The sequence below is a fragment of the Novimethylophilus sp. genome (genome assembly GCF_036504375.1).
GTDB lineage: Bacteria > Pseudomonadota > Gammaproteobacteria > Burkholderiales > Methylophilaceae > Novimethylophilus.
This window is the reverse complement of the sequence record NZ_DASXVH010000099.1, coordinates 13171-34476: the sequence shown is the minus strand read 5'-3', so window position 1 is coordinate 34476 and position 21306 is coordinate 13171. Positions and strand designations below refer to the sequence as shown.

The 21306-nt window shown below is 59.5% G+C and carries 19 protein-coding genes; 16 read left to right on the top strand and 3 right to left on the bottom strand.

Going from position 1 to position 21306, the window contains the following annotated elements:
- The 7 genes from VGK14_RS13990 to VGK14_RS13965 all read left to right on the top strand — a co-directional run.
- On the top strand, positions 1–1265 hold a 1265-nt coding region (locus tag VGK14_RS13990; protein ID WP_331509708.1), incomplete at its 5' end, for an ATP-binding cassette domain-containing protein.
- A gap of 351 nt (positions 1266–1616) precedes the next feature.
- The gene (locus tag VGK14_RS13985; protein WP_331509707.1) at positions 1617–2723 is read left to right on the top strand and encodes an aromatic ring-hydroxylating dioxygenase subunit alpha; all 1107 of its coding nucleotides are present in this window, start codon (positions 1617–1619) and stop codon (positions 2721–2723) included.
- 283 nt (positions 2724–3006) lie between these two features.
- On the top strand, positions 3007–3333 hold the full coding sequence (locus VGK14_RS13980) for an Ada metal-binding domain-containing protein (RefSeq protein WP_331509706.1): 327 nt from the start codon (positions 3007–3009) through the stop codon (positions 3331–3333).
- A complete protein-coding gene (locus tag VGK14_RS14600; protein ID WP_349257300.1) occupies positions 3294–3434 on the top strand; it encodes a helix-turn-helix transcriptional regulator in 141 nt (46 codons plus the stop codon). Before VGK14_RS13980 ends, VGK14_RS14600 begins: the two co-directional genes overlap by 40 nt.
- A gap of 11 nt (positions 3435–3445) precedes the next feature.
- Positions 3446–4141: a DNA oxidative demethylase AlkB gene (alkB, locus tag VGK14_RS13975; RefSeq protein ID WP_331509711.1), complete on the top strand. Its 696-nt coding sequence runs from the start codon at positions 3446–3448 to the stop codon at positions 4139–4141.
- Positions 4142–4394: 253 nt separating this feature from the next.
- Positions 4395–8003 carry a PAS domain S-box protein gene (locus tag VGK14_RS13970; protein ID WP_331509705.1) on the top strand — a complete coding sequence of 1203 codons (3609 nt, stop codon included), beginning with the start codon at positions 4395–4397 and terminating at the stop codon, positions 8001–8003.
- Between the two features lie 10 nt (positions 8004–8013).
- Positions 8014–9960, top strand: a complete 1947-nt coding sequence (locus VGK14_RS13965; protein ID WP_331509704.1) for an EAL domain-containing protein — start codon at positions 8014–8016, stop codon at positions 9958–9960.
- Here the strand turns inward: VGK14_RS13965 and dinB are convergent.
- Positions 9957–11147 carry a DNA polymerase IV gene (gene dinB / locus VGK14_RS13960; RefSeq protein WP_414691725.1) on the bottom strand — a complete coding sequence of 397 codons (1191 nt, stop codon included), beginning with the start codon at positions 11145–11147 and terminating at the stop codon, positions 9957–9959. The genes VGK14_RS13965 and dinB overlap by 4 nt on opposite strands.
- A gap of 157 nt (positions 11148–11304) precedes the next feature.
- Between dinB and VGK14_RS13955 the strand changes: the two genes are divergently transcribed.
- From VGK14_RS13955 to VGK14_RS13925, 7 genes are all read left to right on the top strand, one after another.
- A complete protein-coding gene (locus VGK14_RS13955; RefSeq protein ID WP_331509703.1) occupies positions 11305–12186 on the top strand; it encodes a DMT family transporter in 882 nt (293 codons plus the stop codon).
- Positions 12187–12318: 132 nt separating this feature from the next.
- Positions 12319–13335, top strand: a complete 1017-nt coding sequence (locus VGK14_RS13950; RefSeq protein WP_331509702.1) for a MoxR family ATPase — start codon at positions 12319–12321, stop codon at positions 13333–13335.
- 18 nt (positions 13336–13353) lie between these two features.
- Entirely contained in the window at positions 13354–14214 is an 861-nt protein-coding gene (locus VGK14_RS13945; RefSeq protein ID WP_331509701.1) for a DUF58 domain-containing protein, read from the top strand.
- Between the two features lie 3 nt (positions 14215–14217).
- The gene (locus VGK14_RS13940; protein WP_331509700.1) at positions 14218–15153 is read left to right on the top strand and encodes a hypothetical protein; all 936 of its coding nucleotides are present in this window, start codon (positions 14218–14220) and stop codon (positions 15151–15153) included.
- Positions 15150–16127 (top strand): vWA domain-containing protein, encoded by a 978-nt coding sequence (locus VGK14_RS13935; RefSeq protein WP_331509699.1) that lies wholly within the window; start codon positions 15150–15152, stop codon positions 16125–16127. Before VGK14_RS13940 ends, VGK14_RS13935 begins: the two co-directional genes overlap by 4 nt.
- Positions 16118–16654 (top strand): hypothetical protein, encoded by a 537-nt coding sequence (locus VGK14_RS13930; protein ID WP_331509698.1) that lies wholly within the window; start codon positions 16118–16120, stop codon positions 16652–16654. The genes VGK14_RS13935 and VGK14_RS13930 overlap by 10 nt, the downstream gene beginning before the upstream one ends.
- A 5-nt stretch (positions 16655–16659) precedes the next feature.
- Positions 16660–17628, top strand: a complete 969-nt coding sequence (locus VGK14_RS13925; protein ID WP_331509697.1) for a vWA domain-containing protein — start codon at positions 16660–16662, stop codon at positions 17626–17628.
- A 26-nt stretch (positions 17629–17654) separates the two neighbouring features.
- Here the strand turns inward: VGK14_RS13925 and VGK14_RS13920 are convergent, their stop codons facing one another.
- Together VGK14_RS13920 and ompR are read right to left on the bottom strand one after the other, a co-directional pair.
- A complete protein-coding gene (locus tag VGK14_RS13920; RefSeq protein ID WP_331509696.1) occupies positions 17655–18950 on the bottom strand; it encodes an ATP-binding protein in 1296 nt (431 codons plus the stop codon).
- On the bottom strand, positions 18947–19645 hold the full coding sequence (ompR, locus tag VGK14_RS13915; protein ID WP_331509695.1) for a two-component system response regulator OmpR: 699 nt from the start codon (positions 19643–19645) through the stop codon (positions 18947–18949). The genes VGK14_RS13920 and ompR overlap by 4 nt, the downstream gene beginning before the upstream one ends.
- A gap of 385 nt (positions 19646–20030) precedes the next feature.
- Here ompR and VGK14_RS13910 point away from each other — a divergent pair, with 385 nt between their 5' ends.
- Both VGK14_RS13910 and VGK14_RS13905 read left to right on the top strand, forming a co-directional pair.
- Positions 20031–20618: an EF-hand domain-containing protein gene (locus VGK14_RS13910; RefSeq protein ID WP_331509694.1), complete on the top strand. Its 588-nt coding sequence runs from the start codon at positions 20031–20033 to the stop codon at positions 20616–20618.
- Between the two features lie 149 nt (positions 20619–20767).
- Positions 20768–21304, top strand: coding sequence for a septation protein A (locus VGK14_RS13905; protein WP_331509693.1), 537 nt, complete (start codon positions 20768–20770; stop codon positions 21302–21304).
- The last annotated feature ends 2 nt before the right edge of the window (positions 21305–21306 follow it).

Genomic DNA, 21306 nt, shown 5'->3' with positions numbered 1-21306 from the left:
TGCTGCTCGGTGTGCCGCTGGTGATCGTGCCGATTCTGTTGTTCGGCAAACGGGTGCGCAAACTGTCGCGCGCCAGCCAGGACCGCGTCGCCGATGTGGGCGCCTACATCGACGAAGCGCTGCACGAAATCCGTACCGTGCAGGCCTACGGTCACGAGTCGCAGGATAGACATTTGTTCGGCGAGCGCGTCGAACAGGTATTCGCCACCGGCGTACGCCGTATCCGCCAGCGCGCATCGTTGATGGCGGCCGTCATCCTGCTGGTGTTCGGCGCGATCGGTTTTATTTTATGGGTGGGCGGGCATGACGTCGTCGCCGGAAGTCTAAGCGGCGGCCAGTTATCCGCTTTCATCTTCTACGCGGTGATGCTGGCTGTCGGCGTGGGCACGGTTTCAGAGGTCATCGGCGATCTGCAGCGCGCCGCCGGCGCGACGGAACGTTTGTTGGAGCTGCTCGAGAGCACACCGGAAATTGCCGCGCCCAACGCGCCGCAACCGCTGCCGGAGCCGCCGCTGGGCGTCATCGCGTTCGAGAGCGTGCGCTTCCATTATCCTTCGCGGCCCGATACGCCGGCGCTGCAAGATTTCTCGCTTACCGTACCATCGGGCGAGAAACTGGCGCTGGTCGGCCCTTCCGGCGCCGGCAAGAGCACGGTGTTCCAGTTATTGCTACGCTATTACGACCCGCAAGCCGGGATAGTCAGGATGGACGGCGTTGACATCAAATGCGCCGACCCCAGGGCCGTGCGCGCCCACATCGCGCTGGTGCCGCAAGATCCGGTGATCTTCGCCGCCAGCGTCGCCGAAAACGTGCGCTACGGCCGGCCCGACGCGACTGACGAGGAGGTGCGCGCCGCCTGCGCAGCCGCCTATGCGACCGAGTTCATCGAGCGCCTGCCGGATGGGCTGGACGCCTTTCTCGGCGAACGCGGCGTCCGCCTCTCCGGCGGTCAACGCCAGCGCATCGCGATCGCCCGCGCCATCCTCGCCGACCGCCCGGTCCTGCTGCTTGACGAGGCTACCAGCGCGCTCGACGCCGCCAGCGAACGCCTGGTGCAGTTCGCGCTGGAACGTCTGATGCAGGGTAGAACTACGCTAATCATCGCCCACCGCTTCGCCACCGTGCAGAATGTGAACCGCATCGCAGTGATGGATCACGGGCGCATCGCCGGCATCGGCACGCATGCCGAACTGATGCGCGACAACCCGCTGTATGCCAATCTGGCGAATTTGCAGTTCAGAGTGGAAAACGACTCAAATGGTTGAACCTCAGGAAGTATCTCGATCCCTTGATGGGACGGGAAAGTCCGACATGCAATCAACGCCCGGATGCCGCTCGCCCTTGATTGTGCTGGTTTTGAGTACGCCTTCTGGTCAGCAGAAGAATTAATTGCGGAGAATAATGCTTCATTCTCCGTTCGTTCATTTATGACGGGCTGCCCAGGGAAGCCTTCACCTGGCTACTTGTTCAGGGCTTCCTTTATCAAGGCTTTTACGGCCAAAAGCATTTTGAGAAAAAAGCCGGATCAGGCAAAATACGGGGTCTTTTTAACTCTTGGGGTCGGGCAGCCGCTCGACAATGTTCTTCGCAACTTTCGTTCGGGGGACGCTCATAACATGCAAACTCTCGCACCAGTCACTCCCATCAAGCGCCAGGCACGCCCGCAGCTGCCGGTTTCCTGGTATGTCGATCCGTCCATTTATGCGCTGGAACAACAGCTATTGTTTCCCCATGCGCCGTGGTACGTCGGCCACGAACTCGCGGTGCCCGAGGTCGGCGACTACCGTTCGCTGGAATGGATGAATCATGCCAAGGCGCTGGTGCATAACAGTCATGGCATCGAACTCGTGAGCAATATCTGCCGCCACCGCCAGGCGCTGATGCTGAAAGGCAAAGGCCGGGCGCAGAACATCGTCTGCCCGCTGCACCGCTGGACCTACGACCTCGAAGGCCAGCTCATCGGCGCGCCGCATTTCCCCGAGAATCCCTGCCTCAACCTCGCCAGGACGCCGCTGCAGAACTGGAACGGCCTGCTGTTCGACAGCCAGCGCGATATCGCCGCGGATCTGGCCCGGCTGGGTTTTCTCAAGGATTTCGACTTCAGCGGCCACGTGCTCGACCGCGTAATGATCGATGAATATAACTTCAACTGGAAGACCTTCATCGAAGTCTATCTGGAGGATTACCACGTCGTCCCTTTCCACCCCGGTCTCGGCAATTTCGTCGACTGCGACGATCTCAAGTGGGAATTCGGCGAGTGGTACAGCGTGCAGTCGGTGGGCGTGAACAGGCAGTTGCGGAAATCCGGCTCGCCGGTGTACCGCAAATGGCAGGAACAGGTATTGCAATATACCAACGGCAACACCCCTAAATACGGCGCGATATGGCTGGTGTATTACCCCTTCCTGATGCTGGAGTGGTATCCGCACGTGCTGGTGGTTTCCAACCTGATTCCGCGCGGGCCGGAAGCCTGCACCAACGTGGTCGAGTTCTATTACCCGGAAGACATCGCGCTGTTCGAGCGCGAGTTCGTCGAAGCCGAGCAGGCCGCCTACAAGGAAACCGCGGTGGAGGACGACGACATCTGCCAGCGCATGCAGGACGGCCGCCGCGCCTTGTTCGAACAGGGCCTGGACGAATTCGGCCCCTACCAGAGCCCGATGGAGGACGGCATGGAGCACTTCCACCGCTGGGTGCGCGCGCAGCTCGAACCGCATCTATAGCCGGGCGCAGCTTCCCCGCGCAATTCCGGCTCCTCGTTCGCCTTTGGTAAGCCGCCCACTGTTCATGTTCCGACCTTATCGTTAACAGGCCGCCCGTCCCATATGTCGTTTCGGGGGCGCCGCAGGCGGAACCCGGAATCCGTTCCGTACAATACGGATATCGCTTGCATATTCGCTGTCTCATGAACAGCATGGAATTCAACAGCAAGGCCCGGAGTGCCGGGTTCGACAGCGCTTGCCAAATTGCAGCAATTATCGAGCTCTCCGAACCCAAGGAATCGCCATGAAAAAGTCAGCCAGAAACCCGGAACTCGCCACCGCAACAGAACGGAACCCGCGCTGGGCCTCCGTCCTCGCACGCGACCCCGGGGCGGACGGCAAGTTCTACTACTCGGTCAGGACCACCGGCGTTTACTGCCGGCCCTCGTGCGCGGCCCGCCCGGCAAGGCCGGAGAACGTGCAGTTCCACACCACGCGCGAGGAGGCCGAACAGGCCGGATTCCGCCGCTGGCCGAGCAGCATGCAGCCAAGGTTGCGGAAATCTGCCGCCTCATCGATAACGCGGAAACCGTGCCCAATCTCGATCAGCTGGCGGCGCACGCCGGCCTGAGCGTTTACCGTTTCCGCCGCGTCTTCAAAAACGTCACCGGGCTCACCCCCAGGGCCTATGCCGCTGCGCACCGCGCCAGGCGTGTGCGCAATTTCCAATGAATCTCACGACCATGAACCTGTTCAGGGACGTAGCCAGCGAACCATGGCAAGAGCCGTTAGGCCCCGGCGCGGTCGTGTTGCGCGGCTTCGCCATCGACGACGCGGCGGCGCTGCTGGCCGCGGTTGAAACGGTCGCGGCAAAGTCGCCGTTCCGCCGCATGGTCACGCCCGGCGGCTTCGAGATGTCCGTCGCCATGACCAATTGCGGCCAGCTTGGGTGGACTTCGGACCGTAGCGGCTACCGCTACGACCCCGCGGATCCGCTCACCGGCCGGCGCTGGCCAGAGATGTCGGAGGCATTACTCAAGCTCGCGTCCAGCGCTGCCACCACAGCGGGATTTGACGAATTCGTGCCCGACGCCTGCCTCATCAACCGCTACCAGCCGGGGGCAAGATTGACCTTGCATCAGGACAAGAACGAACGCGACTTCAGCCAGCCGATTGTGTCAGTCTCTCTTGGCGTGCCTGCCGTATTCCTGTTCGGCGGCTTAAGACGATCGGACAAAACGCGCCGCGTGCCGCTCGTCCATGGCGACGTGGTGGTCTGGGGCGGCCCGGCCCGGCTGCGCTATCATGGAGTACTGGCGCTCAAGGAAAACCATCACCCGCCGCTTGGCAGTCACCGCATCAATCTCACGTTCCGCAAAGCCGGTGGTCACTTAAATTTAATACCCGAGTGTATTGCTCACTTAATCGGGGGAGAGTAGATTTACTGGAATATATGGTTTTTCATGTGTCCGTAGCTCTCGGTGTTGCTTGCATGGAGCATGCGGAACGCTCGATTGGACCATCAAAGAGACCTTCGGCGCCTTCGCGCGGGGCCGTCTGACTGCTGCCTACCAGCTGGCTTGGCTTGCGTGGAATCCACGCCAGGGAGAATTGTGCGATGAATTTCGATAGATGGGCACGCCCATGAAGTTGAACACGGGGAGTGGCGACGGCGAAAACTCCGCAGGAATCTTGAGCCAAGCTTTCCGGCGCGGCAATTGGAATGCGTTTCCGAAATTGGCCGCCGTTATTACGGCCATTCTGGGACTGGTTGTCCTCGCCGGCTGGGTGTTCTCCGCGCCCTTGTTGAAAAGCGTGCTCCCAGGCGTGATCGAGATGAAAGCCAACACGGCCGTGGGCCTGGTGCTGGGCGCCTGTGCCTTGTTCATTCTCAGCGATCGGCCGTCGCAATCGCAGCAGCGTTTGGCGCAGGCTTTGGCGCTAACGGTCATGGCGCTGGGCCTCGCCACCCTCGGCCAATACCTGTTCGGATGGCAACTGGGAATCGACGAATTACTGTTCCGCGACACCGCCGGGGCATACACCGTGTTCCGCGGCCGCATGTCACTGTTCGCCACCGTTGCCTTCACCATTATCGGGCTGGCGCTAACCGCCTTGCCACGGCACCCCCTGCGACCGCTGGCGTGGATGGCGTCAATATTAGTCATCGTCATTGGCGCGATTTCGTTCCTGGGCTACCTGTGGAATATCAAGGAATTGGTTACCGACCGCTGGTTGGAACCGATGGCGGTGAATACCGCTTTCGCTTTTATCCTGCTCGGGGCCGGCACGATCTCCGCGAGCTGGCTACCCGAACAGCGGCGAGTGAGCAATACCCTCATCGAGAAAAAAATACTCGCCGGTTTCATTGGCGCGGTTGTGCTGCTGATCATAGTGAGTGGTTATACCTATCGGACAACCGCCGAATATGAGAATTCTGCCAAGCGGGTTAACCACACTCAGCAGGTACGCATCGAATTGGGTCAACTCTACGGTACGGTCTCCGATGTCGAATCGGCACAACGCAGTTACCTGCTGACCGGCAAACAGCCATTCAAGGCGGAATACAAGCGCTTTGTCGCAAAGTTGAACGATGGTCAGCAGAATCTGGCCCGGCTTCTCGTCGACAACCCGGTACAAATGAAGAATTTCGCAGAACTGGGGCTGCTTATTGATCATCGAAAAGCCTCTATGGCGCAGCATCTCTCCATTTTCGAGCACCAAGGCGATGCCGCTGTCAGAGTTGCCATCGCCAGCGATGATGGAGTTCAAACCATGCAGTCCATACGCAGCTTGATCCAGCGTATGTCCACCCTGGAAATGGGGCTCTTGTCCAAACGCGAGGCGGCACTAACGCGCAACCGGCAACTCACGCTTGTTGCGCTTCTGGCTACGCTCGCGGTCACGGTGGGTATCCTCGTTATCCTGTTTCTGGAAATCCGCCGGGAAATAATTGCACGCTCACAAGCGAGGGAGCAATTGCGGGAAACTGCAACGCGCATTGGTACAATCCTCGATACCGTGGCGGACGGCATCATCACTATCGATGGGCGCGGCATCGTCGGGACTTTCAACCCAGCCGCCGAGCGGCTGTTTGGCTATGCCGCCGCCGAGGTCATCGGACAAAATGTCAGCATGCTGATGCCAGAACCGTATCACAGCCAGCACGACGGCTACATCGAGCGTTACACCACCACCGGCGAGGGGCACATCATCGGCAGCGGACGCGAGGTCGTCGGGCTACGCAAGGACGGCAGCACCTTCCAGATGACTCTGGCAGTGAACGAGATGTGGCTGGCCGATCAACGCCACTTCACCGGCATTGTGCACGACATCACTGCGCGCAGGCAGGCCGAAGATCAGCTCGACCGTTTCTTCGCGCTCTCGCTGGACATGCTGTGCGTGTGGGGTACGGACGGCTACTTCAAGCGCGTCAATCCCGCGTTTACGCAGACGCTGGGCTGGAGCACCGAGGAGTTTCTGGCGCGGCCGTTCATCGACTTCGTGCATCCCGACGATCATGCCGCCACGCTCCGCGAAGTCGAGAAGCAGATCGCCTCCGGCAAGAACATTTTGAATTTCGAGAACCGCTACCTGCACAAGGACGGCTCGTGGCGCATACTGTCGTGGGCATCCGTGCCCCATGCGGATGGGCTGATGTTTGCCACCGCGCGCGACATCACCGAGCGCAAACGGATCGAACACAGTCTTGTTGTCGCCAAGGAGCGGGCGGAACTGGCCAACCGCGCCAAGGATTCCTTCCTCGCCACCATGAGTCATGAAATCCGTACCCCGCTCACCGGCATGCTGGGCATGCTGGAACTGCTTTCCATGACCCATCTTGACAACGAGCAGCTCGCGACATTGGATGCGGCCTGGGAGTCCGGCAGGGGCCTGTTGCGCATTGTCAGCGACATTCTTGATTGGTCGAAGATCGAGGAAGGCAAGCTGCAACTCACGCTGCAAGCAACCTCGATTCCCCAGTTGCTGCAAGAGGTCGTCAATACCTATTCACGCGTGGCCAGCGCTAAAAGCCTGGTGTTGTGGCAGCATGCGGATTCACGTCTCAGCCCGGCGCACATCGTCGATCCGCTGCGCCTCTCGCAGGTGCTGAACAACTTCGTCAGCAATGCAATCAAATTCACCCCGCGTGGGGAGATAGAGCTTCGCGCCGAACTTCTCGACCAACTCGATAGCGGTGAGCGCATACGCTTCTCCGTCAAGGACACGGGTGTCGGCATAGCCAAGGATGTCCAGGAGCATTTGTTCCAGCGCTATCGACAAGAGAGCGCCGACACCGCCCGCATGTACGGTGGAACCGGGCTGGGGCTGGCGATCTGCCGGCGCCTGGCGGAATTGATGGATGGGCAAATTGAATTGGAAAGCGAGCCGGGCCAGGGAGCCACCTTTAGCATTACCCTGGCCCTACCGGTTTCCGGCGTGCCAGGAGCGGCGGTGCAAAGCCTGCACCCCGAAGTGGAACAAAGGGCGGTTAAACCCCTGCTTGACGGCAGCGTGGATGCGCCGCTGGTGCTGGCGGTGGACGACCATCCAATCAACCGCGATCTGCTGGCGAGCCAGATCAAGCTGCTCGGTCTGCGCGCCGAAACTGCGGAGAATGGGCGAGTGGCACTGTCGAAGTGGCGGGATGGACGCTTTGCGCTGGTCATCACCGACTGCCACATGCCGGAGATGGATGGTTATGCGCTCTCTCGGGAGGTACGCAAGATCGAGGCCGAAGAAGCACGCCCTCGCACCCCGATCATCGCCTGGACGGCCAATGCACTCGCCGAGGAAGGGCATCACTGCCAGGCCGCCGGCATGGATGAATTACTGGTCAAGCCGGCCAGTCTGGCACAGTTGAAGAAGACGCTGGCAAAGTGGCTGTCCATTGCAGAAACAAATACCAGCCAGCGCACGCCTTCCCTGCATGATGCCGATAGCGGTGAGGGCGCCGGGCCGATTGATTATGCAGTGCTGAAACAGGTTGTGCCGGACGGGGCAGCGCATATTCAGGTATTGCTCGATTTTCAGACGCATATTCGTGCTGACTGTGCCAAGCTGCTCGAGATGCTGGAGCAAGATGACCAGGCCAATGTGGAGAGTACGGCCCACCGCATGAAAGGCTCCAGCCAGATGGTGGGGGCAAGGGATATGGTAAAAACCTGCGCAGCCATCGAGCAGGCTGCACGGGATGGGGATATGGCCGGAGCAAGAACGGCAAAGATGGCATTGGACGAAGCTGTCAGGCAGGTTGAAGCATATCTTGTTGAAATTGGAAAACCTGAGGAGAAACCCTGAGGAGAAGCTTATGAAGATCAATGAATTGAATCTTTTGGTTGTGGAAGACGATGACTTCCAGCGTCAGATGGTGGTAAACATGCTGCGCTCGCTGGGTGTGGCATCGATATCCGATGCAGGCAATGGCAGGCAGGCACTCGAAATCATTCGCGGGGCGAATTCCAGGCCGGTGGACGTAGTGCTTTGCGACTTGAACATGCCGGAAATGGATGGCATGGAGTGCCTGCGGCATCTGGGCCAAGAACGCCATAACGTTGCAATTATCATTACCAGTGTGCTGGATAGCAAGTTGCTCGCCTCGGTCGGAAGAATGGCCAAACTATATGGCATCAAGCTACTGGGAACGATTGAGAAGCCCATTATGCTGGTACATCTCAAGGAGCTGCTTTCAAAGCACGGGCATTCGGAGAACAAGTGGGATCAACCTGTTGACGAAAAGCCCTTTACTCTTGTGGAGATATTGCAAGGTATCCGAGCAAATCAGTTTGTGGCGTTCTTTCAGCCCAAAGCGGATTTGAAAACGGGGAGGATAGTGGGGGCTGAAGCACTGGCGCGCTGGATTCACCCGGAGCACGGTGTGGTCAGCCCCTATGCCTTTATCCCACCGCTTGAACAGAGCGGCAATATCGACGCCCTGACTTTCCTTATGCTCGAACAATCCGCGTCTGCGTGTCGTTTGCTTCTCGATAGAGGCTACATACTTACCATTTCGGTTAATCTTTCGCTGGTTTCGCTGGGCGATTCAACGCTGGCCGACAAGATCACCCAGGTGGTACGCAATGCCGGAATCGACCCGCAATACATCGTGTTGGAAATCACCGAATCAGCGGCCATGACCAACGTCGCACAGGCATTGGAAAATCTGGCACGTTTGTGCATGAACGGATTCGCACTTTCCATCGACGATTATGGAACCGGCTATTCCAGCATGCAGCAGCTCACACGTATAGCCTTCAGCGAGCTGAAGATCGACCAGTCTTTCGTGAAGGATTTTGCCGACAACGAGGCACTGAGCATCGTGGTCGAGTCGAGCATCGACATGGCGCACAAGCTGCGGATAAAGAGTATAGCCGAGGGGGTGGAGACGCAACAGGACTGGGATAGGCTAAAGAGCCTGGGATGCGATATGGGGCAGGGTTACTTCATCGCCAAACCGATGGATGTAACTGCATTTCATGATTTTATGGGAAACTACAGCTATAACCCCACTGCCCTGTCGCCGCTTTCCGCTCCAGATCAAGGAAAGATAAACATCCTCGTTGTCGAAGACGACAATTTCACGCGCAAGCTTATTCTTCGGGTACTGCACGATTTGGGGTTCCCGCATATCACCGAGTCGGACAGTGCGGAATCTGCAATCAAGCTGTTTGAAGCCAATACGTTTGACTTGATCATTACCGATGTCGACATGCCCGGGATGAACGGCCTGAAATTCGTCCAATTGATTCGGGCAGGTAAAACGCTAGCCAAGCCGCAAACCCGGATCGTGGTACTGACTGCATTCTCCCAAACGGAGATACTTGGGGCTGCATTGGCGCTCGATATAAACGGTTTCCTGGTCAAGCCCATAATACCGGCCGTGGTGGATGACAAGCTTTCCCAAGCGATCTCCGAGCACCTCCATCTTCACCCGCCGTTAGCCTATGAAGCCGTCAGCACCGAATTTAAGAACCTGCCAGGCCCTGGCAATCGACCACCCAATATCCACGGGGGAGCGGCCATCACCTTAAGCAATCACAAAACGCATGGCAACGAAGGCAGGAATGTGCGCCATGTCTTGCTGCAAAGACTACGCCCAGGGATGATATTGAAAGAAAGCATTCATCTCACAAACGGAACCTTGATCCTGTCATCCGGACACACTTTCACTGAGTTATCGATCAATCGCTTGAATGACATTAAGGCTTTGCTGACGGGAAATAGCATTTCCGTTCAAGAAATACCCGAGGCCGGTTAATTTTTGCAATACCGATGGCAGCGTACTGCCTCAGCCTCGCCAAACAAGAATTCCCGCTGCGCCGGATTATCATCCTCCGTCAATCCGGCACCTTGAGACAGCGCACTAACCCGCACCCCAAGCAGCCTTAGCTTTCGATCCAACGGGACACGCTTCAGGCACTCGCCTGCCGCACGGCGGATGGTCGTCGCATCCTGGGTCGGCATGGGCAGGGTAAGGTCGCGCGTGACGGTGCGAAAATCCTGGTACCTGAGCTTGATGCCGACGGTACGCCCTGCGTAACCTTTGCGCTTGAGGTCGTCCGCGACGCGCGTGCATAAGGCCGTGAATGCGCCGGATAGCGTTTCCCGGTCGCGCCGGACGTGCAGGTCGCGCTCGAACGTGGTTTCGCGGCTGACGGATTTGGGTTCCGAGTTTGTTATGACAGCCCGCGTATCCCTGCCGTGCGCGACGGCGATGAGCCAGTTGGCGTAGCTCAGACCAAAATGCGCCTGGAGCAGGGCGGCATCTGCAAGTGCCAGTTCCGCGATCTTGACGATGCCAAGCGCCGCCAGCTTCTGCGCCGCCTTGGGACCGATGCCGTTGATTTTGCCGACGTTCAAGGGCCAGATGCGGGTGGGGATGCTGGCCTCGTCGAGGATGGTCAAACCATCCGGCTTATCGAGGTCAGAGCCGGTCTTGGCCAGCAGTTTGTTGGGCGCGATGCAGATGGAGCAGGAAAGCTGCGTGGCTTCCCGCACGGCTTGCTTGATGCGCAGCGCGAGCGCGCGGGATTCCTCCGGGTGATCGGTCAAGTCGAGGTAGACTTCGTCGATGCCGCGGTCTTCCATCCTGGGTGCAACCGTTGCGACGGCCTGCTTGAACAGCCGCGAATAGTGCCGGTAAGCCTCGAAATCGGCCGGCAGCAGCACCGCATCCGGCGCGAGCCTCGCGGCCCTCATCATGCCCATGGCTGAAAATACACCCAGCGCACGGGCTTCGTAGGTGGATGTCGTGACCACCCCGCGCCCCACGTAATCCCGCAGCCTGTAAAAACGGCGGCTGCCGTCTGGCAGCAGCTGCGGTGCATGCGCCGAGCGCCCGCCGACCACCATCGGCACGCCGCGCAGCTCGGGGTAGCGCAGCAGCTCCACGCCCGCGAAAAACATATCCATGTCGAGGTGCGCAATGCGCCGTGAGGATTCCATGAGGTGCTTCAGCATCGTTTCCAGAATAATGCCGATAAGTTTAAATGGTTCAAGCAAGCGCCGGGTAGCAAAGCATGATGGCGCATCTGGCATAATCGTCATAACCGCACGGGTCATGGCTGGCGGCAAACTTCACCTGACGGATACGGATAGCCATTTGAAACCAACCACCTACGGCAGCCTGTGGATGCTGGTCGCCGGCGTGTTCTTCGCCATCATGGGCGTTTGCGTCAAGCTGGGCGCGGCGCGCTACTCGACTTCGGAACTGGTGTTCTACCGCTCGCTGTTCGGCTTTCTGACGATCTGGGGCATCACGCACAGCCAGGGCTTGCGGCTATCGACGCCGCGCTGGCGCATGCACTTGTCGCGCAGCCTGGTGGGATTCGTTTCGCTGCTGCTGTTCTTTTATGCGATCACCGCGATGCCGCTGGCGGCGGCGGTGACGCTCAATTACACCTCGCCGCTGTTTCTGGCCGTGTTCCTCGCGCTGCTGCTGCGCGAACCGATCAAGCCGCTGTTGATCGTCGCGCTGCTGCTCGGTTTCGTCGGCGTGGTGCTGCTGCTCCACCCCACGCTGCACCAGGATCAACTGCTGGCTGGCATGTGCGGCCTGCTGTCCGGCGTGTTGGCGGGGCTGGCCTATTTGCAGGTCACGCAACTGGGCCGCCTGGGCGAACCAGAATGGCGCACGGTGTTCTACTTCACCCTGGTTTGTACGCTGGGCAGCGGCGCGTGGATGCTGTTGCAGGATTTTCACGCCGTCACCCTGCCCGACCTGTTTTTGCTGGTCGGCATGGGGGCTTCCGCCACCCTGGCGCAGCTGGCGATGACGCGCGCCTACCGCAAGGGCGAGTCGCTGGTGGTCGGCAGCCTGGCCTACAGCACCGTCGTGTTCGCCAGCCTGTTCGGAGTCTTGCTGTGGAACGAGACGCTGACACCGGCGCATTGGCTGGCAATCGCGCTCATCATCGCCAGCGGCGTGCTGAGTGTGCGGGCGACAAAGCTTTATGCACCGCGGGGACACGGTGAAAACCAATAGCGGCAGTCGGATTCAAGGGCAACATCCGGGATGCGAAAAGCGCCGGAGGTTTGCATAATTCAGTTGCTCGCCAAATCAAAATTGGTATACTGATCTGTATAAAAACTAATTCCTGAACTTCCGAGGTATTTCATGACCGACACCCAACTTGCCGACTGGCGCCAGCATGCGCTGGCGCTGGAATCCGAGATCAACAATGTAGTCGTCGGTCAGAAACGGCCGGTGCGCCTGATTACCACCGCCATTTTCGCGCGCGGCCACGTACTGCTGGAGGGCGACGTCGGCGTGGGCAAGACCACCTTGCTGCGTGCGTTTACCCGCGGCATCGGCGGCGGCTATCAGCGTATCGAAGGCACCATCGACCTGATGCCCAACGACCTGGTCTATCACACCTACCTCGGCGAAGACGGCCGGCCGCACGTGGACGCCGGCCCGCTGCTGCGCTGCGGCCAGGACCTGGCGGTGTTCTTCTTCAACGAAATCAACCGCGCCCGGCCGCAAGTGCACTCGCTGCTGCTGCGGGTAATGGCCGAACGCACGCTGTCGGCCTTCAACCGCGAACATGAATTCCCGCACATGCTGGTGTTCGCCGACCGCAACCAGGTGGAAAAGGAAGAAACCTTCGACATTCCCTCCGCCGCGCGCGATCGCTTCATGATGGAAATCCCGATTGCGGTGCCGGCCGACGCCGACATCATGGAGTCACTGGTGTTCGATACCCGCTACCACAACGCCGATACCCTGGTGGAGAGGGTCAAGCCCGACGTATTGCATTTCGATCAGCTCAATAAAATGGCGGTGGTGCTGCAGGATCATATCCAGGCCAGCCCCACGCTGCGGCGCTATGCGCTGGATCTGTGGCAAGCACTGAAGGCTCCGCATCACTTCGGCATCAAGGTGGACGGCATCGATACCTCGCGCCTGGTGCTGGCCGGCGCCAGCCCGCGCGGCATGAGCATGATGTTGCGCGCCGCGCGCGTCAACGCCTGGCTCAACGGCCGCGAGGCGGTGCTGCCGGAAGACATCCATGCGGTATTCCACGAAACGATTGCCCACAGGCTGGTGTTCGGCCCGGTATACGAGATGCGCCGCACCGAGATCGCGCGCGAACTGCTGACCAACACCATCAGCGCCGTCGCGGCGCCGTAACAGCGGCTGGTTCGATAAATGTCTTTTTTTCAGGCCAAAGAATTTTCCTACCACATCGGCTGGCGCTCGCGCGGGCGCCATGCCGGACGGCATGCCAGCGTGCAGACCGGGCTGGGCATGGAATTCCGCGGCCATGCGCCGTTAATCGCCTATCCCGATCCGCGCCGTATCGACCTGCGGCAGACCCTGCGCGACCCGTCGGAACAGATCTTCGTGCGCATGTTCAACCAGAAGAGCTCGATTCCGGTGTATGCGCTGTGCGACCTGTCCGGTTCCATGGGTTTCGTCGGCGAGCGCAGCAAGTTGGCGCTGGCTGCCGAGATTGCCGCATCCGTCGCCTACTCGGCGTACCGGGTCAGCGATCCTTTCGGTTTCGTCGGCTTCGACGACATGGTGCGCGAAGACTGGTTGTTCACCTCCACCACCAAAGTGCACGGCGCGTTCGACCTCACCGACCGGCTGGGCGATTACCGCCCCTCCGGCGGTGCCAATGGCTTGCTGGACGCCGACCGCTTTCTGTCGCGCGAGCGCTCTCTGGTGTTCCTGATTTCCGATTTCCATATGCCCTCGGCACTGCTGGAACAGGCGCTCGGCAGCCTGATGCGTCATCATGTGGTGCCGGTAGTGCTGTGGGACGGTGCCGAATACCGCAAACTGCCGGAATTCGGTATCACCAGCGTTACCGATTGCGAAACCGGCGCACGCCGCACGCTGTTCCTGCGTAAAGGCTATCGCGAGCGTATCGCGCAGGCCTTCGAAGACCGCCGCCAGATGTTGCAAAAGCTGTTCATGCGCTTCGACATGCCGCCGTTTTTCGTCGAAGAGACATTCAGTGCCGATGCCCTGACCGAATACTTCTACCAGTTTGTAGCCGCATAAAACATGAAAAAACTATTCCTGCTCCTGCTGTTCGCCTCCTCCCCTCTGCTCGCCGACGATGCGCCGTCGGCCGAGTTGCAGCAGGACGCGCGCGTCCGCATCGGCATCAATGAGCCCGGGCGCGACGTCGGCTATACGGTGGGCGACATCCTGACGCGCACCGTCACGCTGGAAGTGAAAAAGCCATATGAACTGGTCAGGACCTCGCTGCCCATCGTCGGCTACGAAAAACGCTACAAGGGCCAGGTGACCGGCATCGAGCTCTCTGGCAGCAAGCTGGAGCAAAGCTCCGGGCCGGACACCAACCGCTATACGCTGCAATTGTCTTACCAGGTGTTCACCAACAACGTGGTCGCCAAACCGGCCGCGCTGCCGGCGGAAACCATCAAGTTCAGCGCCGCCGGCAAGCAGTTCGACTATCGCATCCCGAGCTGGAATTTCCGTATCTCGCCACTGGCGGTGTTCGGCCAAGTGGTCGTCGAGAAAGACATGAGCCCGCTGCGCGGCCCGCTGCTGCTGGATGCGGCCCCGCACAAGCAGTTCATGACGGCCTTGCTGATAGTGCTCGGCCTGTCCCTGCTGGGATTGGTTTACATCCTCGGCGTCCACACCTGGCTGCCACGCATGGGCGGCCCGTTTGCCCAAGCCTATCGCGAACTGCGCAAAATGCCTGCCACCGATGTCGGCCTGCAGCAGGCAGTGGCCTGCGTACATGAAGCCCTAAACCAGACCGCCGGCAGCAGCGTGTTCAGCACCCTGGGCTTTATCGAGAGCAAGTCCGGCTTTCTGCCGGTCACCGCCGAACTGGACCGGTTTTTCACGCTGTCGCGCCATGTATTCTTCGAGCCTTCCATGCCGCACGGCCTCGACCAGACTCCTCTCGTCTGGCTGCGTAAATTCTGCCTCGCCTGCCGCCATTGCGAACGGGGACTGAAATGAGCTTCAATACGCCTTGGGTACTGTTCCTGCTGCCGCTGGCGTTGCTGCCGCTGGTGCTGGAACGCCACCACAGCCGCGCCTATTCCTGGCTGCAGTTGCTGCCCGGCGATCCGCTGTCGGACCTGATCGGGCTGCTGCTGAAGATCCTGGCCGTGATTGCGCTCTTGTTCATCATTCTCGGCATGGCCGGCCCGCATAGCACGCAACAGCAGATCGAAAAGGTCGGCGAAGGCGCGCAGATCGCGCTGGTGATCGACCGCAGCGCCAGCATGGACGACCCGTTCTCCGGCACCACCAGCGGCCGTGCGGGCGAGACCAAATCCGCGGCGGCCAGCCGCCTGATTACCCAGTTCATCAACCAGCGCAAGAACGACATGTTCGGCATGATCACCTTCAGCAACTCGGCGATGTATGTGCTGCCGCTGACGCAAAACCGCGAGGCGGTGCTCGCCGCGGTGCAGGCCGCGGCCGGCACTGCGCTGTTCCAGACCAATATCGGCAGCGGTCTTACTTCCGGCACCGCGCTGTTCGACAAGGTGCCGGACTCCGGCTCGCGCGCGATGATCCTGCTGTCCGACGGCGCCGGCCGCATGGGCGACGACGTCCAGCAGAAGGTGCGCGACTGGCTGGACCGCATGCACATCACGCTGTACTGGATCGTGCTGCGCCAGCCGGGAGGCTTAAGCATTTTCGACGAGAATTACAAGCCGCCGGAAAATGCCGCACTGCCGCCGGAAATCGAGTTGTACCAGTATTTCAAAACCTTGCGCTCGCCGTTCCACGCCTATGAGGCGGAAGACCCGAGATCGCTGGCGCTGGCGATGGACGACATCAACCGCAAGGAAAAGAAACCCATCCGCTACCTGGAGCAGATTCCGGGGCGGGACTATACCCGGCACTGCTATGGGCTGGCGGCACTGATGATCGCTCTCTTGCTGGCGGTCAAATACCTGGAGGTGAGATCGTGGCATTAAGTGCAAAAAAACTGACCTGGATACTGGCTGCCGTTGCCGTGGCAAGCGCGGCGGGCGCCGGCTGGCAGTTCCAGCGCATGCGGCAGATCGAAGCCTTCAACCGGGCAGTGACGGAGGGCAAAACCCCGCTCACCGACACCCAATCGTTCGAGGCCAGGTTTTCCACCGCCTATTGGCTGGCGCACAACGCGCGCTACAAGGAATCCTCGCTGCTGTTCCTGCAGCTCGCCGAACACGGCGACGCCAACCAGCGCTCCGCGGTACAGCACAACATCGGCAACATCTTCTTCCAGCGCGGACTGGCGATCAACGGCGCCAGCCTGACCGTGCGCGCCGAGGCCGAATACCTGCTGCGCCAGGCCAAGACCGCCTACGTGCAATCGCTCAAGCTGGACAACAGCCATTGGGACACCCGCCATAACCTCGATCGCCTGCTGACCATGCTGCCCGCCACGCCGACCCCGGGCGTCGGCGAATCGGACACGCCGGGGCTGATCATGGGCAATATTCCGGTCGGCCTGCCTTGATCCCCTTGCGCAAAATATTCGGCTACCTGACCCACCGTCGCGATAGCGCCATGCTGGCGGCCGCCCTGCTGCTGTTGCTGGCCGCGCTCTTGCGCCCGACGGTGCCGGTAGAGCGCAACATCTACAGTTATATGCTGGTAGTGGACATCTCGCAGAGCATGAACGTGGAGGATATGTCGCTTAACGGCAAACCTGCCAGCCGTATCGCCTACACCCGCAAAATGCTGCATGACATGATTACCGCGATGCCGTGCGGCACCCGCGTCAGTCTCGCGTTGTTCGCCGGCGTCAGCGTGGCCGATCTTTATTCCCCGATCGAAGTCTGCACCAATTACGCCGCGATCCAGGACACCATAGACCACCTCGACTGGCGCACTGCCTGGTCCGGCAACAGCCGTATCCGCGAAAGCATGCTGTCGGTGGCCCGCACGCTGCGTGCGATGCCGGAACCCGCCCAAGTGATGTTTTTCACCGATGGCGAAGAAGCGCCGCGCCTGCACGCCTTCAACACGCGCGACCTGTCCAATTTCCAGGGCGGCAACGGCTGGCTGCTGGTCGGCATAGGCAGCGGCAAGGGCACCGCCATTCCCAAACTGGACGAGAAAAATCAGCTGATCGGTTATTGGGCGGGCGACAGTTTCGCGATGCAGCCCGGCATCGCACAGATTTCGGAACAGAACATCGGCGTCCGCGACAACAACGTCGCAGCCGGGGAAGGCGACCGCTATCTGTCCAAGCTGGATGAGGACTACCTGAAAGCGCTATCCAAGGAAGTCAGCGCGCAATACGTGCGCGGCGACAGCCTGCGCGCGGTGCTGGCGGCGATGAAGGAACAGAAGCCCGCGCGGCGCGATATCGCGCCGCTGGAAATCCACTGGCTGCTGGCGGCTCTTGCCGGCGTGCTGCTGCTGACCGCCCATCTGCCTAGGCACCCGCTGGGGATGCTGCGGCATTTGCGCTTGCTGCGCAGATAGCCGGGAAATGGTCGGCAAATGAAGATTCATACCGGCAACTCCACGATTGCCTCCAGCCCTCCACCTTCGCGATTGCGCAGCCTGAGCTCGCCGCCGTGCAGTCTGGCAATGCGCGCCGCGATCGCCAGCCCCAGCCCCGAGCCGCCATCCCTGCCGCGCGCCGTATCCAGCCGCTCGAACGGCCGCAGCAAGCGTTCGGTTTCCGCCTCCGGCAAACCGGGACCGCGATCGAGAACGCTCATTGTCACTTTTCCGTTCTGGACCGAGGTTCGTATCGTGACGGAATCGCCGCCGTAGTGAAACGCATTGTCTACCAGGTTGGACAGCAGCCGCCGCATCGCCAGCGGACGGAATCCGAACCGCGGCAGCTGGCCAAGATCGAGGTCAGGCCGGCGAGCTTGCCGTTCGTAGCGTTCAACAATGCTGCCGATCAATTCGTTCAGATCGCCGGCACTTTCAGCCTCGCCTTCCGCGCCGCGTACGAAATCCAGAAACTGGCCGATGATGGCATCCATGTCGTCGATGTCCTGGGCCATGCCGGGCTTCAGGTCGACTTTGTCCTGCAACATTTCGACCGATAGCCGCAGCCGCGCCAGCGGCGTGCGCAAATCATGCGAAACACCACCCAACAGCAGATTGCGATCGGCTTCGGCGCGCGCCAGGGCTTCGTTCATTTCGTTGAAAGCGTGGGTTACGCGGGTGAATTCTTCGGCGCCGGCTTCCGGCAGTTTACCGATTTTTTCGCCGTGGCCGATGGCATCCGCGGCGCGTGTCAGCTGTTTCAGGGGCCGGTTGATGCGGCCCATGATGAACCACGCGCCGAACAGCGAAAGCACCACCACCGCCGCACCCCATCCCATCCACTGCCAGGGAATCGGACGCTTGGTTTTGATGCTGGGAATCACCAGCCAGTAGTCGTCTATGCCGATATCGAAACTCACCCACAGGCCAGGCAGATCCAGGTGATTCACCGCGATTATGGTTTTTTCGCCCAGCTGCTCGCGTACTTTTTCAGCGATACGCTGGATCAAGGGGTCGTTGGGCAAGGGATCGATATCTTCCAGCGGATCGAAAGAATAGATGCGGATGCCCTCGCTCTGGTTCAGTTCCTGCAGCAAATCGAGGCGACGGTCGTCCTGCGCCGCCAATACCGCGAGGCGCGTTAGTTTCACCGTGCTGACTATCTGCAATGCGCCAGCCGCAGCTCTGGGTTCCAGCTCGAAGTGATCGAACAGCCGCAACGCCACGTATTGCCCCACCGTCAGCAACAGCAGTATCAGCAGCACGATGCGCGCCTGCAGCGTCCGGGGAATCAATCTCATTGATCTTCAGGCACGAATACGTAGCCGAATCCCCATACCGTCTGGATGTGACGCGGGCTTCCCGGTTCGGTTTCTATCAGTTTGCGTAACCGGGAAATCTGCACGTCGATGCTGCGGTCGTAGACCTCCATTTCCCGCCCCCGAGCCAACTCCATCAATTTATCGCGCGACAGCGGCTGGCGGGGATGGGTCGCCAATACGTGCAGCAAGGTAAATTCACCACTCGTCAACTGAATGGTTTCATCCCCGCGTATCAGGCGGCGGCCGATAATGTCCAGCCGGAAGTCTCCGAACCGGATCATATCCCCGGCCGAATCCGCAGCGACAGGAGCGCGGCGGCGCAGCACGGCATTGATGCGCGCCAGCAACTCGCGCGGATTGAACGGCTTGGGCAGATAGTCGTCGGCGCCCATTTCCAGGCCCACGATGCGGTCCACTTCGTCGCCCTTGGCGGTAAGCATGATGATGGGCACCTCCACCCCGGTTCCGCGCAAGCGCCGGCAAATGGCGAGGCCATCTTCCCCGGGCATCATCAGGTCGAGCACGATCAGGTCGAAAGCCTCGCGGGCCAGCAACTTATCCATCGAAACCCCATCGCCCGCAGCCTGCACCTCGTAGCCTTGCTCGCTCAGATAGCGCACCAGCAGCTCCCGCAAGCGCAAGTCGTCGTCCACCACCAATATTTTTTTGCCCATAATCCGGATTCTAACCTTGCAACGCGCGCATGGCATTTAGTCAAACGCGGCTGTTACAAATTTTTACAATTTCATCCATGGCAGGAAACAACCTGTTAACAACCGGATGATAATTTATTTTTGTCTTGACTCCACAAGGCAAACCCCACAAGGGGGCTTCATAGTGATTGAGTGATTGTTGAAAGGTAATGATGACGCACAAAACTCACCATTGCCGGACGCAAGCGTCTGGTCAGAAACTTGAAAAAGTTCAGCCCAGACACCTCTGAACATAAGTGCATTGCGGAGTAATGCAAGTGCTTGTGCGAAGCCGGTGTACGGGTGGTTTCGAGCGACCGTAGCCACCCGCCACACCATCATATGAATTAATTACTATAATTAGCGTATGAACAACGTCATTCTCACTGTCGGCGCTACCATTCTTTTAGCGCTAACCGGCCTGCTCCACGCCAGCGAGCAGGGGAACCAGCAACAGGCAGGCGCCAGCGACATGAAACAGAACGGCTCGGGATTGCAGCGTATGAGCCCGGAAGAGCGCCGGCGCTTCAACGACGACTTGCAGAACCATTCCGGTACCGTCTATCCCGACCATGAGCAGATCGAATCGCGCCGTCAAATCATGCGTCAAAAAATGCAGGAGCGCCTGCAGCGTGCCGATACCGACCACGACAACAGTCTTTCGCGCACCGAAGCCGAGGAAAACATGCCTGGCCTGGCGCGGCATTTCGACGAGATCGACACCAATCACGACGGTATTATCACCATAGACGAAATGAAGGCCGTCTATGAAAAAAAACGCGAAACGGCGGAACAAAAAGCGAACAAGGCCAAAGAAAATGAAGCGCTGCTGCCGGTAGACAAAAAACGCGGCCATAAAAACGATACCGGCGGCACCGACAAGCCCAAGCACGGAAAAAAACCGCAGCTTCGCAATGAAACAGCTTCCCCGGACAGTGTTTCGTCACTTTCCTAACCATGCCGATATAATTATGCTGGCTATATTCATGACTCGCGCCGGTGGTTAAGGTAGAATCAGCGCAATCCTTCCGCATTGTATTTCCTATCGAATTCTTCTGTTCGTAGCGGTTTGCCGGCCGCACAAACATCGCATAAAGCTTCCGCATGAAATTCTTATTCGACCTTTTCCCAGTCATCCTGTTTTTTGCCATGTTCAAATTGGCCGGGATATTCGCTGCCACGGCGGCGGCCATGGTTGCGACGCTGGCCCAGATCGGCTGGGTCAAATGGCGCCATGGCAAGGTGGACGGCATGCTGCTGGCAAGCGGTGCCATCGTCGTGATATTCGGCGGCGCCACATTGCTGCTGCACGACGAAACCTTCATCAAATGGAAACCGACCGTGCTGTACTGGATGTTCGCACTGGTGCTCTTTGCCGCAGAGCTGTTCTGGCACAAGAACCTGATCCGCAGCATGATGCAGCAGCAAATCCAGATGCCTGATTCCATCTGGCGCAAGCTGAATCACGCTTGGGCCGTGTTTTTCACCTTGCTGGGCGTAGTGAATCTGTATGTCGCATTTCACTACCCGACTAATGTCTGGGTGAATTTCAAACTGTTCGGCGCCACCGGTCTGATGCTGGTATTCGTCATCCTGCAAAGCCTGCTGCTGTCGAAATATGTCAAAGATGAAGAGGTGTAAGA